Raw genomic sequence first — 14,640 nt, 5'->3', positions numbered from 1 at the left:
CTTCAACGGTGGCCGTCAGCCCCGAGCCTCTCATGACTACCGCCGACACGCTCTTCCGCCCCGATCTGCTCGCCAAATACAGCGCGAACGGTCCACGGTATACGTCCTATCCGACCGCCTTGCAGTTCCGCGACGAGTTCGATCCCGTCGACTATTTACGCGCCGCCGCCGACCCCGGTGCATCCGCCACCGATCTCTCGCTGTACTTCCACATCCCGTTTTGCGACACCGTGTGCTTCTATTGCGGCTGCAACAAGGTCGCCACGAAAAACCGCGCGCACGCGCGTCCCTATGTCGAACGGCTGAAGCGTGAAGTGGCTCTGCAGGCGGCGCATTTCGACACGCGGCGCCCGGTGTCGCAACTGCATTGGGGCGGCGGCACGCCGACCTTCCTGTCGCACGACGAAATGGCCGAACTGATGACAGCGGCGCGCCGGCACTTCACGTTGCTGCCCGATGCCGAAGGCGAATATTCGATCGAGGTCGATCCGCGCGAAGCCTCGCCCGAGACCATCGCGCATTTGCGCAAGCTCGGCTTCAATCGGCTCAGTCTCGGCGTGCAGGATTTCGATCCAGTGGTGCAGCAGGCGATCAACCGGATTCAGCCGCTCGCGATGACCGCGTCGGTCATGCAAGCCGCGCGCGACACGGGCTTTCATTCGATCGGCGTCGATCTGATTTACGGCCTGCCGCATCAAACTGTCGAAAGTTTCGGCCGCACGCTCGACACGATGCTCGCGCTCGCGCCTGATCGTCTGTCGGTGTTCGCTTATGCGCACATGCCGCAGCTCTTCAAGATGCAGCGTCAGATGGACCCGGCCACGCTGCCCTCGTCTGCCGTGCGGCTCGCGATCCTGCAACGAGTGGTCGAGCGCTTGACGGGCGCGGGCTACGTCTACATCGGCATGGATCATTTCGCGTTGCCCACCGACGAACTCGCGCGCGCTCAGGCGCAGCGCACGCTGCACCGAAATTTTCAGGGCTACAGCACGCGTGCGGAATGCGATCTGATCGGCTTCGGCGCGTCGTCGATCGGCAAGGTCGGCGATGTGTATGCGCAAAACGTCAAGGATCTGCCCGGCTATGCCGCGGCGATCGACGCCGGCCGGCTCGCGATCACGCGCGGCGTGCGGCTCACCGCGGACGACCGTCTGCGCCGCGATGTGATCACGCAACTGATGTGCAATCTGGAGTTGCGCTTCGACGAATTCGACGCCGCTTACGGGATCCGTTTCATCGATACATTTGCAGCGGAACTGGAACGCTTGCGCGGCTTCGAGGAAGACGGGCTGGTGTCGGTCAGCGGCGGCAAGCTCGAAGTGCGGATGGCCGGACGCATGCTCGTGCGCAACATCGCGATGGTGTTCGACCGTTACCTCGGTCAGCAAACCTTCGAGCGGTTTTCCCGCACGGTCTGAAGACTGTGGAGGCTTCGATAGCGACCGGCTGTCGCGACCGGCTTGCCCGGCGTCGAAATTTCGGCCATAATCTGCGTCTTCGCCGCGCGCCATACCCTGACGCATGCGCCGCAAGACCTGCCCAGGTGGTGAAATTGGTAGACGCAGGGGACTCAAAATCCCCCGCCGCAAGGCGTGCCGGTTCGATTCCGGCCCTGGGCACCAAAGAATTCGGCTAACACACAGTCACACAGACTTCGGCTTTTCCACGAACCCCGCCAGCGCGTTCTGCCTGCGGGGTTCGTCGTTTCTGGCGCGCTCGCCCGCAGCCCGCGCATTGCAGCCGCATTGCAACCAATCAACCATAACGCCTCGTTCGCGCCGCGCAAACGGCGGGCGCGCAGCAGATCGCACGCCACGCCGCCTGATGGCTCGAACCGAGCGCCCTACCGCTCCGCCACCGGCACGCCGCCATCCGCTGCAGCACGCCGGCGCTTGAACGCGTAGCCGATCCACATCACGACCAGCCACACCGGCACGAGCCACACCGATACCGACAAGCCCGGCGTCATCGCCAGAATCACGAGGATCAGCGCCATGAACGCGAGGCAGATCCAGTTGCTGACAGGAAACCAGAACGACTTGAACACCAGCGTCTCGCCCGCCGCGACCATCGCCTTGCGCGACTTCAGGTGCGTCAGGCTGATCAGCGCCCAGTTCAGCACCAGCGCGGCGACGACCAGCGCCATCAGCAGGCCGAGCGCTTCGGCCGGAATCAGATAGTTGACGATCACACAGGTAAACGTGGCGAGCGCCGACAAACCGATCGCCATGTACGGCACGCCGCGGCGGTCGACCTTCATCAGCGCACGCGGCGCATTGCCCTGTTCCGCGAGGCCGTAGAGCATCCGGCTGTTCGCATACACGCCGCTGTTGTACACCGACAGCGCCGCGGTCAGCACCACCACGTTGAGCACATTCGCGGTCAGCGTCGAACCGATTTGCGAGAAGATCATCACGAACGGGCTGCCGCCGGCGGCCACCTGATTCCACGGATACAACGAGAGCAGCACCGTCAGCGAGCAGATGTAGAAAATCAGGATCCGGTAGATCACCTGATTCACGGCCTTCGGAATGCTTCGCTGTGGATCGTCGGCTTCAGCCGCCGTGATACCGATCAACTCGAGGCCGCCGAACGAGAACATGATGACCGCGAGCATCATGAACAGTCCGTGGAAACCGTGCGGGAAAAAACCGCCATTGCTCCAGAGATTGGTGATCGACGCCTGCGGCCCGCCGTGGCCGCTGAACAGCAGATAGCCGCCGAACAGGATCATGCCGATCACCGCGACCACCTTGATGATCGCGAACCAGAACTCGGTTTCGCCGTAGGCTTTGACGTTGGCGAGATTGATCGCGTTGATGCCGACGAAGCACACCAGCGCCGACACCCACGTGGGCACGTCCGGCCACCAGTAATGCACGTAGGTGCCGACCGCGGTCAGCTCGGCCATGCTCACGAGCACGTACAGCACCCAGTAGTTCCAGCCGGACAGAAAGCCGGGAAAGTCGCCCCAATATTTGTAGGCGAAGTGACTGAACGAGCCGGCAACCGGCTCCTGCGCAACCATCTCGCCGAGCTGCCGCATGATCATGAACGCGATGACGCCGCCGATCGCGTAGCCGAGAATCATCGACGGGCCGGCTGCCTGCAACACGCTGGCGGAGCCGAGAAACAAGCCGGTGCCGATCGCCCCGCCCAGCGCGATCAGCTGGATGTGACGATTCTTGAGCCCGCGCTTCAGGCCGTCTTGCTGCTGTGCACTATTCAAAATTGCGCCCCAGTGTATGGATATCGATCACCCGATCAAACTTGTGGTTTGGTCCGGCAAAACCCAAAATTTTACCCAGGCCCGTATTGCCTAAATACTGGGAGCAACCCGGCCCTTGGTTCCGCACCGCACTGAACGGCGACGATATTGATTGACACGGCGTGCCGCTTCGGTATGTTGCCCTAGTCGAGGTTTCAGCCTTCGGAGATTCAACATGTCGCCCAAACGTCTGATTTGCGCTGCTGCTTTGTGTCTCTGGTTCGCTGGAACCGGCGCCTTTGCGCAAACCGCAGCGCCCGCTGTCGAGCCTGCAGCCGAACCGCCCGGCGCGCCGGCGATGGATTCGCAGGAGCCCGAAGCGCCGGCCCCGGCACCCGTACCCACGGCGGCGGCTCCAGCCCCGGCGGCGGCCTCGGCTCCGGCCGCCACAGCCCCCACGCCACCCGCGGCGCCGATGACCGGCCCCGTACGCAACGTCGTGCTGGTCCACGGCGCGTTTGTCGACGGGTCGAGCTGGAATGGCGTCGTCGCGAAGTTGCAGCGAAAGGGCTACCACGTGAGTTCGGTGCAGAACCCGCTCACGTCGCTCGCCGACGATGTCGCCGCCACTCGCCGCGTACTCGCGCGGCAGAATGGCCCGACCATGCTGGTGGGGCACTCATGGGGCGGCGTCGTGATCACCGAAGCGGGCGCGAACGCGCCGAACGTCGCGGGCCTCGTCTACGTGGCGGCGATTGCGCCGGACCTGCACGAATCAGCGATGGATCTGATGAAGCGCGCAGCGCCCATGCCTGCGGGCCAGGGCATCACCGCGGACCCGACCGGCTTCCTCTGGCTCGACCGCGGCAAGTATCACGCCGACTTCGCCGCCGACGTCCCCGAAAACCTCACGCGCGTGCTCTCCGCCGCACAACAGCCGATCTCCGCGAAGGCGTTCGACGAAACCGTCAGCCAGGTCGCATGGAAAGAAAAACCCTCCTGGTACGTGCTGACCACGAAGGATCGTGCGGTGTCGCCCGAAGTCGAAAAATTCATGGCCGACCGGATGCGTGCGAAGGTTGTGCCGGTCGCATCGAGTCATCTCGCGCCGGTGTCGCATGCAGGGGCGATCGCCGACGTGATCGATCACGCGGCGAGAGAACTCAGCCGGCAGCAATAGCGACGCTTATCGCCACGCCTACAACCACAGTTCATGCGCATATGCACCTCACGGCATTTAACGGCGCTGCTGCTTCTCAGCGCAGATTCGTCGTGGCCAATTCCACGCAACGCCGGTTCGATGTGCTCCGAATGTTCGATCCGCGCGCCGTAGATGCCGGCGCCGCGCGCGATCGAAGGCGCATTTGCCGGTCGCCTCAATGGCCGGCCGGCGTGTATCGGTTAAGCGATTAGCGCAACATGAACGACATCGCCGACAGGCAGTTCAACATGCGCACCGCATGTTCCGCCGATTGCGCATTGAAACGCAGCGTGACGGCGTCGACGCGCGTCAGCGTCGGCCATTGGCAGAACAGATCGGCGAGCGCGACGGTTTGCACGCGCAGTTCACATTCGACGGGCTTCGTTTCGGCGCGCGTGGCTTGCGGCGCATGGCCGGCATTGACGTGCTGCTGCACCACTTCGCGCGCGGCGCATTCGATCGCATCACGCGCGGCGGCCGGCGTTTGCGTGACGCCGCTCGCGTGCCCCGTCGCGCTCTTGGTGACGACAAAACGCGCATCGGGAAAACGCGGCGCCGTTTCCTCGGCGAATACGTCGTCGCCGGACAAAAGCGCCACACGTGCGCCATATTCTTGCGCCAGCGCGCCATACAATCCCGCCTCGCCGACTTCGACGCCGTTCAGCGAGACTCGCGCGAACGCGAAGCTATTGATCGTGTGCGCGAGGATGCCGCGCGTCTGCGACATCGCGTGATAGCCGATCATGAACACCAGCGCCGCGCCGTATTCGAGCCCGGCCATCATGCCGAGCGTACGCGGCTTGCCGAGCACCAGCTGGGCGCGCGCATCGAGCAGATCGGGCAGCAGATTGCGGAAACCGCCGTGCGAGTCGTTGACCCACACGTGCGTCGCGCCGCCGCCGAATGCGCCTTCGATCGCGGCATTGGCCTCGAGCGTCATCCAGCGGCGCGCGGCTTCGTATTCGCCGTTGCCCGCACGCGTTTGCTCAGGATGGAACACACCGGCTACGCCTTCGATGTCGGCGGAAATCAGAACTTTCATCAGGGAGATTGCTTGAGAAGTTGAGCGAGGTCGGCAGCAGTGTCGTGCAACGACAGACGCCGATATGCGGCGCGTTTTCAGCGTTGCCGATACTCATGGCCGGTCGAGTTTCGGATCGAGCGCATCGCGCAATCCGTCGCCGAGCAGGTTGAACGCCAGCACCGTGAGGAAAATCGCGAGACTCGGAAACAGCGCGATATGCGGCGCGGTGACCATATCGGCGCGTGCTTCGTTGAGCATCGCACCCCATTCGGGCGTCGGCGGTTGCGCGCCGAGTCCGAGAAACGACAGGCTCGCTGCCGTGATGATCGAGGTGCCGATGCGCATCGTGAAGTACACCACCACCGACGAAATCGTCCCCGGCAGAATATGCCGCACGATGATCGTCCAGTCCGACGCGCCGATGCTGCGCGCCGCTTCGATATAGGTCAGTTGCTTGAGCATCAGCGTATTGCCGCGCACGAGACGCGCAAACGCGGGAATGCTGAAAATCGCCACCGCGCAGATCACGTTGATCATGCCGTTGCCGAGAATCGCCACCACGCCGATCGCGAGCAGAATGCCGGGGAAGGCGAACAGCACGTCGGCGACGCGCATCGTGATGCGGTCCCACCAGCCTTCGTAGTAACCGGCCAGCAAACCGAAGAAGGTGCCGATCACCGCGCCGATCGCCACCGACAGAAAGCCTGCCTCGAGCGAAATACGCGAGCCCACCAGAATGCGGCTGAAAATGTCGCGGCCCAGCGAATCGACGCCGAACCAGTGCGCGGCTGACGGCCCCGCGTTCAACGCGTCGTAGTCGAAAAAGTTTTCCGGATCGTACGGCACGATATGCGGCGCGACGATCGCAGCCACGATCAACAGCAGCACGAAAACGCCGGCGGCTAGCGCCACGTGCTGCTTGCGGAATTTGCGCCAGAACTCGCTCCACGGCGTGCGGATCGCGCGTTCTGCCTGAGCGGCTCTCGCCGCATTCGCTTCGGTGGCGGTCGTGCTCATGCGGGCCTCACTTGAAACGGATGGTCGGGTTGATGACGGCGTACAGCACGTCCACAACCAGATTGATGATGATGAATTCGAGCGAGAACAACAGCACTTCGGCCTGAATCACCGGATAGTCGCGCATCGACACCGCGGCCACCAGCAGACGTCCGAGACCCGGCCAGTTGAACACCACTTCGACCATGATCGAGCCGCCGAGCAGAAAGCCGAATTGCAGGCCCATCATCGTGATGACGGGAATCATCGCGTTGCGCAGGCAGTGCTTGACGATCACGAGGCGCTCGGGCACGCCTTTGGCGCGCGCGGTGCGCACAAAGTCTTCGTTCATCACTTCGACGAACGAGGCGCGCGTGAAACGCGCCATCACCGCGGCCACGGCCGCGCCGAGCGTGAGCGACGGCAGCACGTAGCTCTGCCACGACCCATCGCCGACGATCGGCAACCAGCCGAGCTTCACCGAAAAAATCTCCATCAGCAGCATGCCGAGCGCGAAGGCCGGAAACGAAATGCCCGACACCGCGAGCGTCATGCCGAGCCGGTCCGGCCAGCGATTGCGCCATACCGCGGAGACAACGCCGATGCCCATGCCGAGCACTACCGCCCACACCATGCTGGCCAGTGTGAGCAGCAGCGTCGGCATGAAGCGCTCGCCGATTTCCTGGCTGACCGGCCGCTTGCTGCGCGTGGAGATGCCGAAGTCGCCGTGCGCGATCTTCACGAAGAAGCGGGCGAATTGCTGCGGCATCGGCCTGTCGAGGCCAAGGTCGGCGCGCACCAGCGCGACAGTCGCTTCGTCGGCCTCGGGACCGGCGGCGAGGCGCGCCGGATCGCCCGGCAGCAGATGCACGAACAGGAACACCAGCACGGCGACGATAAAGAGCGTCGGCAGCAGGCCAAAGAGACGTTTGACGAGGAAGTTCAGCATGAATCCCAATCCGGCAATGATGCGGGCGACGATGGATCTTCTGGGGCAGTACAAGACCGTCCGGCGGGCGCATTCGTGAAGAACACGCCGGACCGAACGGTCAGCTCATCACCTGATCGCGATCTCGTCGAAATTGAACGAACCGTCCGGCGCCACGTAAGCACCCGACAACCGCTTGCTGCGCGCGTACACGACCTTTTCCTTCACGAGGAAGATCCACGGCGCATCGGCCCAGATGCGCTTTTGCGCGTCCGCGTAGAGCGTGGCCTTCTGCGTGCGGTCGGTGGTTTCGAGCGCCTGCTTCAGGTCGCTGTCGACCGTGTCGTTCTTGTAGTACGCGGTATTGACCATCTTCGGCGGGAACGACACCGACGCGAGCAGCGGCGTGATCGCCCAATCCGCTTCGCCCGTCGACGACGACCAGCCCGCGTAGTACATCCGCACCGGCGCGGTGGCCGCGTCCTGCGCGCTTTCGACCCTGGCGACGCGCTGGCCCGCTTCGAGCGCTTCGACCTGCGCCTTGATGCCGACCTGCGCCAGTTGCTGCTGCACGAACTGAATCACCTTCTGCGCAGTCGAGTAGTTATAGGCCGACCACAACGTCGTTTCGAAACCGTTCGGATAGCCCGCTTCCTTCAGCAGTTCACGCGCCTTCGCCGGGTCGTACGGCCAGGGGCCGAGCTTCGTCGCGTATTCGACGCCTTGCGGCACCACGCCGTCAGCCGGCGTCGCATAACCGGCGAACACGACCTTCGTGAGCGCCTCCTTGTTGATCGCGTAGTTCAGCGCTTCGCGCACCTTCGGGCTGTCGAACGGCTTCTGATTCACGTTCAGGCTGATATAGCGCTGAATGATCGAGGGCGACGCGATCAGATCGACCTTCGGGCTCGACTGCAATTGCGCGGCCTGTTCGAACGGCACCTGGAACGCGAAGTCCGCTTCGCCGGTGCGCATCAACGCGGCACGCGTGTTGTTGTCGACCACCGGTTTCCAGTCGATTGCGTCGACCTTCGGATAACCCTTCTTCCAGTAGCCGGCAAACTTCTTGACCGTCAGGTCGCCTGCCGGGTCCCATTTCACCAGCTCGAACGGACCGGTGCCGACCGGATGGAACGCGACGTCCTTGCCGTACTTCTTCAGCGCGTCAGGCGAAATCATCACCGCCGACGGATGCGCCAGCACGTTGACGAACGCCGAGAACGGCGCCTTCAGCGTGATCTTCACCGTATACGGATCGGCCACTTCGGTCTTCTCGATGCGGTTGAACATGTTGTAGCGCTTGAGCTTGTTCGCCGGATCGGTGACGCGGTCGAAGTTGGCCTTCACCGCCGCGGCGTTGAAATCGGTGCCGTCCTGGAACTTCACGCCCTGGCGCAGCTTGATCGTGTAGACCCTGGCATCCGGGCTCGCCTCATAGCTCTCAGCCAGCACGTTGACCAGTTTCATGTCCTTGTCGAAGCCGAACATGCCTTGATAGAACGACTTGGTGACCGCTTGCGACAGCGTATCGTTGGCGTCGTACGGATCGAGTGTCGTGAAGGTCGAGGCCACCGCCATCACGGCAGTGGTCTCGGCATGCGCCACATTGCCCGCGAGCATTGCGAACACCGCCGCGCCGCCGCTGACCAGCGTGCGCAAACGAAAAGGAGAAGACGGGACCAGCAGGTTCATGAGGTTGGCTCCAGGCTGCGAAATGAAACTGGGTTGTGTGATGCGAATAGAAAGTCGGCTTCGGTAAGCGAGGTTCAACAAGCTGGGTTTAACAAGCTGGTTTAACAAGCGGGATTCAATAAGCGCCGCCGACCCGATGCGCGGCGACGAAATGGTCCGGTCCGACAGCGATGAGAGGCGCGACGACCGGCTCGTCGTCGAGCGCGCGAATCGGGCTCGGAATCTCATCGGCGGCGAGCATCCGCCTGGCGTGACGACGGCGCGCCGGATCGGCCACCGGCACCGCGCCCATCAGCTTCTTCGTGTACGGATGCTGCGGTGCTTCGAACACCGCGCGGCGCGGACCGATCTCGACGATCTGGCCGAGATACATCACCGCGACGCGATGACTCACGCGCTCGACCACCGCCATGTCGTGCGAAATGAACAGATACGCGACGCCGAGTTCGCGTTGCAGATCGAGCATCAGGTTGACGATCTGGGCTTGCACGGAGACGTCCAGCGCGGAAACGGATTCGTCGGCGATCACGACTTTGGGATTCAACGCGAGAGCACGCGCGATCGCGATACGTTGCCGTTGACCGCCGGAGAATTCATGCGGATAACGGCGTGCGGCTTCGGGCGGCAAGCCGACCTTTTCGAGCAGCCACGCGACCCGCGCCTGAGCTTCTGCGCCCTGCGCGACGCGGTGCACGAGCAAGGGCTCCATGATCGAGAAGCCGACCGTCAAACGCGGATTCAATGACGCGAACGGGTCCTGGAAGATGAACTGGATATCCCGGCGCAGCGCCTGCAAAGCGGGGCCGGTCAAAGAACTGATTTCCTTGCCGTCGAATTCGATCGAGCCGCTCTGGCTTTCGACGAGGCGCAGCAATGAACGGCCCGTCGTCGATTTGCCGCAACCCGATTCGCCGACCAGCGCAAGCGTCTCGCCTGGACGCAAATCGAAGCTGACCTTTTCGACCGCATGCACGCGGCCTGTCACGCGGCCGAACAAACCGCTCCTGACCGGAAAGCGGGTGATCAGATCGCGCACGCGCAGAATCGGCGGCGCGTTGTCGCGAATCAGCGGCTGAGTTTCTTCGGCGACGGCGGCGGCGGGACGAACGGCGTCATCGGTACCGGTCAAGGCCGCCTGTTCGATCGTCAGAATCGGGAACCTGGCGGGCTGATCGGTGCCCTCCATCGCGCCCAGGCGCGGCACCGCCGCGAGCAGCGCTTTCGTATAAGGATGCGAAGGCGCGGCGAACAGCGTATCCGCTGCGCCCTCTTCCACTTTCTCGCCGCGGTACATCACCAGCACGCGATCGGCCACTTCGGCCACCACGCCCATGTCGTGCGTGATGAAGATCACGCCCATGTTCATCTCGTCCTGCAAGCCGCGAATCAGTTGCAGGATCTGCGCCTGAATCGTCACGTCGAGCGCGGTGGTGGGCTCGTCGGCAATCAGCAATGCCGGCTTGCACGACAGCGCCATCGCGATCATCACGCGCTGCCGCATGCCGCCCGACAACTGGTGCGGATAGCGCGCGGCCACGCGGCGCGCTTCGGGAATGCGCACGAGTTCGAGCAGACGCAGCGTTTCCGCCTGCGCGGCGGAGCGGCTCTTGCCTTGATGCAAGGCGATCGCTTCACTGATCTGGTCGCCGACCGTGAAGACCGGATTGAGCGAGGTCATCGGCTCCTGGAAAATCATCGCGATATCGGCGCCGCGTATCGAACGCATCGTGCCGGACGACGCTTTCGCCAGATCGAGCACGCTGCCGTCGCGGCGCCGAAACGCGATGCTGCCGCCGGCAAGGCGCCCGCCGCCATGCTCGATGAGCCGCATCAAGGCGAGCGACGTCACCGATTTACCCGAACCCGATTCGCCGACGATCGCCAGCGTTTCGCCACGCTCGACTGTCAGCGACAGATTGCGCACCGCGTTGAAGGTGGTCTCGCCGCTGCGAAACGCGACCGACAGATCGTCGACCGCGAGCACGCGTTGCGGCGGCAAGGCTTCGATGAGCGGGCGGGCGGAGTGCGATGGAGTCGGCACGATGGAGTCCTTTTTGAATTCGAACGCGGCAAACGGGGCTCAAGCGGTGGTTCAAACGGTGGCTCAAGCGGTGACTCAAGCGGTGACTCAAGCGGAAACGCAAGCGGCGGTTCAGCCAACCGGCCTTAGCGGTAGATCGCCGTCACCGGCGTCTCGCCGAGGCGGGCAAAACCGCGATACATACCTTCGGTGTTGAACGGCAGCGTGAGGTTGCCGCGCGCATCGACGGCGACCAGACCGCCGCGGCCGTCGATCTTCGGCAACCGGTTCATCACCACGTCGTGCGCCGCTTCTTCGAGCGACACGTTGCGGTACGCCATCTGCGCGGCGACGTCGTAGGCGGCGACCATGCGCATGAACATCTCGCCGGAGCCCGTGGTCGAGACCGCACAGGTTGCGTCGTCCGCATAGCAGCCCGCGCCGATCAGCGGCGTATCGCCGACCCGGCCGACCTGTTTGTTGGTGACCCCGCCCGTCGACGTCGCAGCCGCCAGGTGCCCATGCTGATCGAGCGCGACCGCGCCGACGGTGCCGAACTTGCGATTCGGATCGATCGGTTCGTGTGGCACGGGATCGCCATGACCGGCAGCGAGCGCCGCGCCGTCGTGATCGAGCATCGCGCGTTGCTGATCGCGGGCGAGCAGCCATTGCCGATGACGCGCTTCGGTATGGAAATACTCCGGCTCGACGAATTCGAGACCTTGCGCAGCGGCGAATGCTTCCGCGCCTTCGCCGGTGAACAGCACATGTTCGCTGCGTTCGAGCACGCGGCGCGCCGCCAGAACCGGATTGCGCACGCGCTTCACGCAGCAGATCGCGCCGGCCTCGAGCGTGCTGCCGTCCATGATGGCCGCGTCGAGTTCATGCGTGCCGGCCGCCGTGTACACCGCGCCATGGCCCGCATTGAAGAGCGGACAGTCTTCGAGCAGACGCACGGCTTCGCTGACGGCGTCGAGTGCGCTGCCGCCATCGGCGAGCACGCGCTGACCGGCGCTCAGCACAGCATGCAATGCAGCGTGGTACTCGGCTTCGGCGCTGGCCGGCATCGACGCCCGCAGGATGGTGCCTGCGCCGCCGTGAATGGCAATGACTGCGTTGGAGTTCATCGTTTCGCTTTGTTGGATTTGTTCGCGTTGTTCGCTTTGGTGGTGCGGGTAGTCCGGGTCGAAGCGCGCGTGGGCTGCTCCACAGTGTCCGGCGGCGCGGCTTGCGGATCGGTGAGCCAGGGCAACACGAATTCGCTGACACCGGCGGCCGCCTTCACCGAGCGTTTCGCCCGGTAAGCGACCGCATCGCAGAGCGCCTCGATGACGGCCAGCACGGCGGAATCGGCATTGGCCGCAAGCCGCCGTTCGGCACGGATATAAAGCGCGATATCGGCGAATTGCGCGAGCGGCGAGCGCGGGCTGTCGGTCAGCGCGAGCACGCGTGCGCCGCGGCCGGCGGCACGCCGCGCGAGTTCGACGGTGTCTTCGACGTAGCGAGGAAACGCGATGCCGATCACCAGATCGCCCTCGTCCGATGCGAACAGGCGCCGCGCCGCATGCGAGGGTCCGCCGATCAGCGCGAGCGATTGCACGTTGTCGTGATACGGCATCAGGCCGTGCTCCATCAGACCGGCGAGAAACGCGCTGGAGCCGTAGCCCAGCACGAACACGCGGCGTGCGGCGATGATCGCTTCGACCGCGGCCTCGGCGACAGCGCTGTCGATCGCGGTGCGGGTGGTATGCAGATTGGCGGCGGCCTGTTCGAGCAGCGCGTCGAGCAGATTCTCGCCGGCCGCGAGCGACTCCTGCGCAGTGCGCAGCCTTTCGATGGGCGCGAGCGTCGCCTCGAAACCCCGCACCAGCGCCTCACGAAACTGCGGATAACCGTCGAAGCCGAGCGCGCGTGCGAAGCGGTTCGCCGTTGCCACCGACGCGCCCACCACGCTGGCCAGTTCGTCGATACGCATGGTGGCGGCGCGAAACAGATTGGCCAGCACGTAATCGCCCATGCGCCGATGGATCGGCGTCAGAACCGGCATCGCCGCGGTGATGCGCGCAGCGATCGCCTGCTCGGCGGGATTGGTTGCAGCGGATGAGTGATGAATCATTCGAGAGCGCGCGCAGCAGCGGCTGTATGCAAATAGGATGAAATTATATTTACATGAAAACCTCGCCGAAAAAAATTCATTTTCATTTTCGAGGATTTTCGCAGGGGCCGCCGACGCCGGGACGCTGCGCGGCTCTCCGCTGAAAACCGGTTTTCATCAAGCGGCTGCGGCGCCCTCGGGAATCCGCGCAAGACGCGCGGCCGGCGACATGACGATGATTAGCGCCTGGACGGCGAAAGCCGCAGCAGCCGCAAGCAGACAGGCGTCCATCCCCCATCGCGCGCTGATTGCCGCACCGAGCAACGCGCCCAGCGGACGCGCGCCATAGGTCGCGGTGCTGTTGATCGCGGAGACGCGGCCCATCATTCGTTCGGGCGTGATCGCCTGGCGCAAGGTGGTCGAGCCGACCACCCACAGAATCGGTCCGGCGCCGAGCAGGAAGAAGCTCAGCATCGCGAGAAAGAACGACGGCGCGACGAGGGTCGCCACCATCACGAGCGACGCGAGCAAACCGCAAAACGGTCCAATGATCAGTACGCGGCCGAACGCGAGACGTCGTGCGACTGCCGGTGCGGCAAGCGCGCCGCACACCATGCCGACGCCGTACGCACCGAGCGTCACGCCGACCGCCGACGCGCTCAGACCTAACCGATGCACCGCGTACGGCACGTAGACGGCTTGGAGTACGAAGAAACCGAGGTTGAAGAAGACGGCGGTTGCGAGCATTGGACGCAGCAGCGCATCGCGCAGCACGAAGCGCGTGCCGTCGCGCAGTTCCAGCAAGAAGTGACGTTGCGCATTCGCCGCGCGCGGCGGTTCGCGCAGACCTGCCAGCAGCACGACGGCCAGCGCCGACAGCGCTGCCGCACAGCCATACGCCCAACCCGCGCCGATCCAGCCGACCAGCAAGCCGCCGAGCGCCGGCCCCGCCGAATACGCAACGCTGCGCGCGAGTTCGAGCCGGCCATTGGCGCTCGCGAATGCTTCGCGCGCGACGATCGAAGGCACCAGCGAAGGCGCCGCGACGTTGTAGGCCACCGTGCCGGTCGCGGCGACAAAGCCGAGCACGGCGAGCAGCGGCAAGCTGAGCGCGTGCGCCATCACGAGCATCAGCACGCTCAGCATGGCGACGACCCGCACGCTTTCGGCGAGCGTCATCAAGGTGCGGCGCGAGCGGCGATCGGCCCATACGCCGAGTGGAATCGACAGCAACAGGAATGGCAGCGTCTGCGCGGTTTGCAGCAGCCCTGTGTCGCGTGCGCTGGCGCCGAGCGCGAACACCGCGACGAGCGGCGCGGCGGCCAGACTGATCTGCTCAGCGGACTGCGCGACAAGGTTCGACCACGCGAGCCGCTGGAATGCGGCCGGCAGACGAACCGTGGATGAGGCGGACGTGGCGTGCATCGGCGAACTCCTTCGACTGGACTTGAGGAGACCATCGTGCCCGCTTCGACG

The 14,640-nt window shown here is 64.3% G+C and carries 11 protein-coding genes and 1 tRNA gene; 3 read left to right on the top strand and 9 right to left on the bottom strand.

Annotation, left to right across the window (positions count from 1 at the left end; all coding sequences use genetic code 11):
* The first annotated feature begins 32 nt into the window (after positions 1-32).
* Positions 33-1,418, top strand: a complete 1,386-nt coding sequence (gene hemN, locus AC3WLT_RS03605; protein ID WP_492590552.1) for an oxygen-independent coproporphyrinogen III oxidase — start codon at positions 33-35, stop codon at positions 1,416-1,418.
* 119 nt (positions 1,419-1,537) lie between these two features.
* Positions 1,538-1,622, top strand: a tRNA-Leu gene (locus AC3WLT_RS03600).
* Positions 1,623-1,843: 221 nt separating this feature from the next.
* On the opposite strand, the gene AC3WLT_RS03595 is transcribed toward AC3WLT_RS03600, so the two are convergent.
* Complete coding sequence (locus AC3WLT_RS03595) at positions 1,844-3,229, bottom strand: amino acid permease (RefSeq protein ID WP_492590551.1); 1,386 nt, start codon at positions 3,227-3,229, stop codon at positions 1,844-1,846.
* A gap of 214 nt (positions 3,230-3,443) precedes the next feature.
* On the opposite strand from AC3WLT_RS03595, the gene AC3WLT_RS03590 reads away from it, so the two are divergent.
* Positions 3,444-4,388, top strand: a complete 945-nt coding sequence (locus tag AC3WLT_RS03590) for an alpha/beta fold hydrolase (protein ID WP_492590550.1) — start codon at positions 3,444-3,446, stop codon at positions 4,386-4,388.
* Between the two features lie 229 nt (positions 4,389-4,617).
* Here the strand turns inward: AC3WLT_RS03590 and AC3WLT_RS03585 are convergent, their stop codons facing one another.
* The 8 genes from AC3WLT_RS03585 to AC3WLT_RS03550 form a co-directional block, all read right to left on the bottom strand.
* Complete coding sequence (locus AC3WLT_RS03585) at positions 4,618-5,451, bottom strand: M55 family metallopeptidase (protein ID WP_492590549.1); 834 nt, start codon at positions 5,449-5,451, stop codon at positions 4,618-4,620.
* 93 nt (positions 5,452-5,544) lie between these two features.
* Entirely contained in the window at positions 5,545-6,450 is a 906-nt protein-coding gene (gene gsiD / locus AC3WLT_RS03580; protein WP_492590548.1) for a glutathione ABC transporter permease GsiD, read from the bottom strand.
* A 7-nt stretch (positions 6,451-6,457) separates the two neighbouring features.
* On the bottom strand, positions 6,458-7,378 hold the full coding sequence (gsiC, locus tag AC3WLT_RS03575; protein ID WP_492590547.1) for a glutathione ABC transporter permease GsiC: 921 nt from the start codon (positions 7,376-7,378) through the stop codon (positions 6,458-6,460).
* 108 nt (positions 7,379-7,486) lie between these two features.
* Positions 7,487-9,049: a glutathione ABC transporter substrate-binding protein GsiB gene (gsiB, locus tag AC3WLT_RS03570; protein WP_492590546.1), complete on the bottom strand. Its 1,563-nt coding sequence runs from the start codon at positions 9,047-9,049 to the stop codon at positions 7,487-7,489.
* Positions 9,050-9,164: 115 nt separating this feature from the next.
* A complete protein-coding gene (locus AC3WLT_RS03565) occupies positions 9,165-11,090 on the bottom strand; it encodes a dipeptide ABC transporter ATP-binding protein (RefSeq protein ID WP_492590545.1) in 1,926 nt (641 codons plus the stop codon).
* Between the two features lie 125 nt (positions 11,091-11,215).
* Complete coding sequence (locus AC3WLT_RS03560) at positions 11,216-12,196, bottom strand: isoaspartyl peptidase/L-asparaginase family protein (RefSeq protein WP_492590544.1); 981 nt, start codon at positions 12,194-12,196, stop codon at positions 11,216-11,218.
* Positions 12,193-13,185, bottom strand: coding sequence for a MurR/RpiR family transcriptional regulator (locus AC3WLT_RS03555; protein WP_492590543.1), 993 nt, complete (start codon positions 13,183-13,185; stop codon positions 12,193-12,195). Before AC3WLT_RS03555 ends, AC3WLT_RS03560 begins: the two co-directional genes overlap by 4 nt.
* 156 nt (positions 13,186-13,341) lie before the next feature.
* Entirely contained in the window at positions 13,342-14,589 is a 1,248-nt protein-coding gene (locus AC3WLT_RS03550; protein ID WP_492590542.1) for an MFS transporter, read from the bottom strand.
* Between the last annotated feature and the right edge of the window lie 51 nt (positions 14,590-14,640).

The sequence above is a fragment of the Paraburkholderia sp. FW306-2-2C-D06C genome (genome assembly GCF_058781505.1).
This window is presented reverse-complemented; position numbering and strand designations above follow the sequence as displayed.

Coding starts and splice junctions, on each gene's coding strand:
- gsiD (WP_492590548.1), bottom strand. CDS start 6,450: ATGAGCACGACCGCCACCGAAGCGAATGCGGCGAGAGCCGCTCAGGCA.
- AC3WLT_RS03590 (WP_492590550.1), top strand. CDS start 3,444: ATGTCGCCCAAACGTCTGATTTGCGCTGCTGCTTTGTGTCTCTGGTTC.
- gsiC (WP_492590547.1), bottom strand. CDS start 7,378: ATGCTGAACTTCCTCGTCAAACGTCTCTTTGGCCTGCTGCCGACGCTC.
- AC3WLT_RS03550 (WP_492590542.1), bottom strand. CDS start 14,589: ATGCACGCCACGTCCGCCTCATCCACGGTTCGTCTGCCGGCCGCATTC.
- gsiB (WP_492590546.1), bottom strand. CDS start 9,049: ATGAACCTGCTGGTCCCGTCTTCTCCTTTTCGTTTGCGCACGCTGGTC.
- hemN (WP_492590552.1), top strand. CDS start 33: ATGACTACCGCCGACACGCTCTTCCGCCCCGATCTGCTCGCCAAATAC.
- AC3WLT_RS03560 (WP_492590544.1), bottom strand. CDS start 12,196: ATGAACTCCAACGCAGTCATTGCCATTCACGGCGGCGCAGGCACCATC.
- AC3WLT_RS03555 (WP_492590543.1), bottom strand. CDS start 13,185: ATGATTCATCACTCATCCGCTGCAACCAATCCCGCCGAGCAGGCGATC.
- AC3WLT_RS03585 (WP_492590549.1), bottom strand. CDS start 5,451: ATGAAAGTTCTGATTTCCGCCGACATCGAAGGCGTAGCCGGTGTGTTC.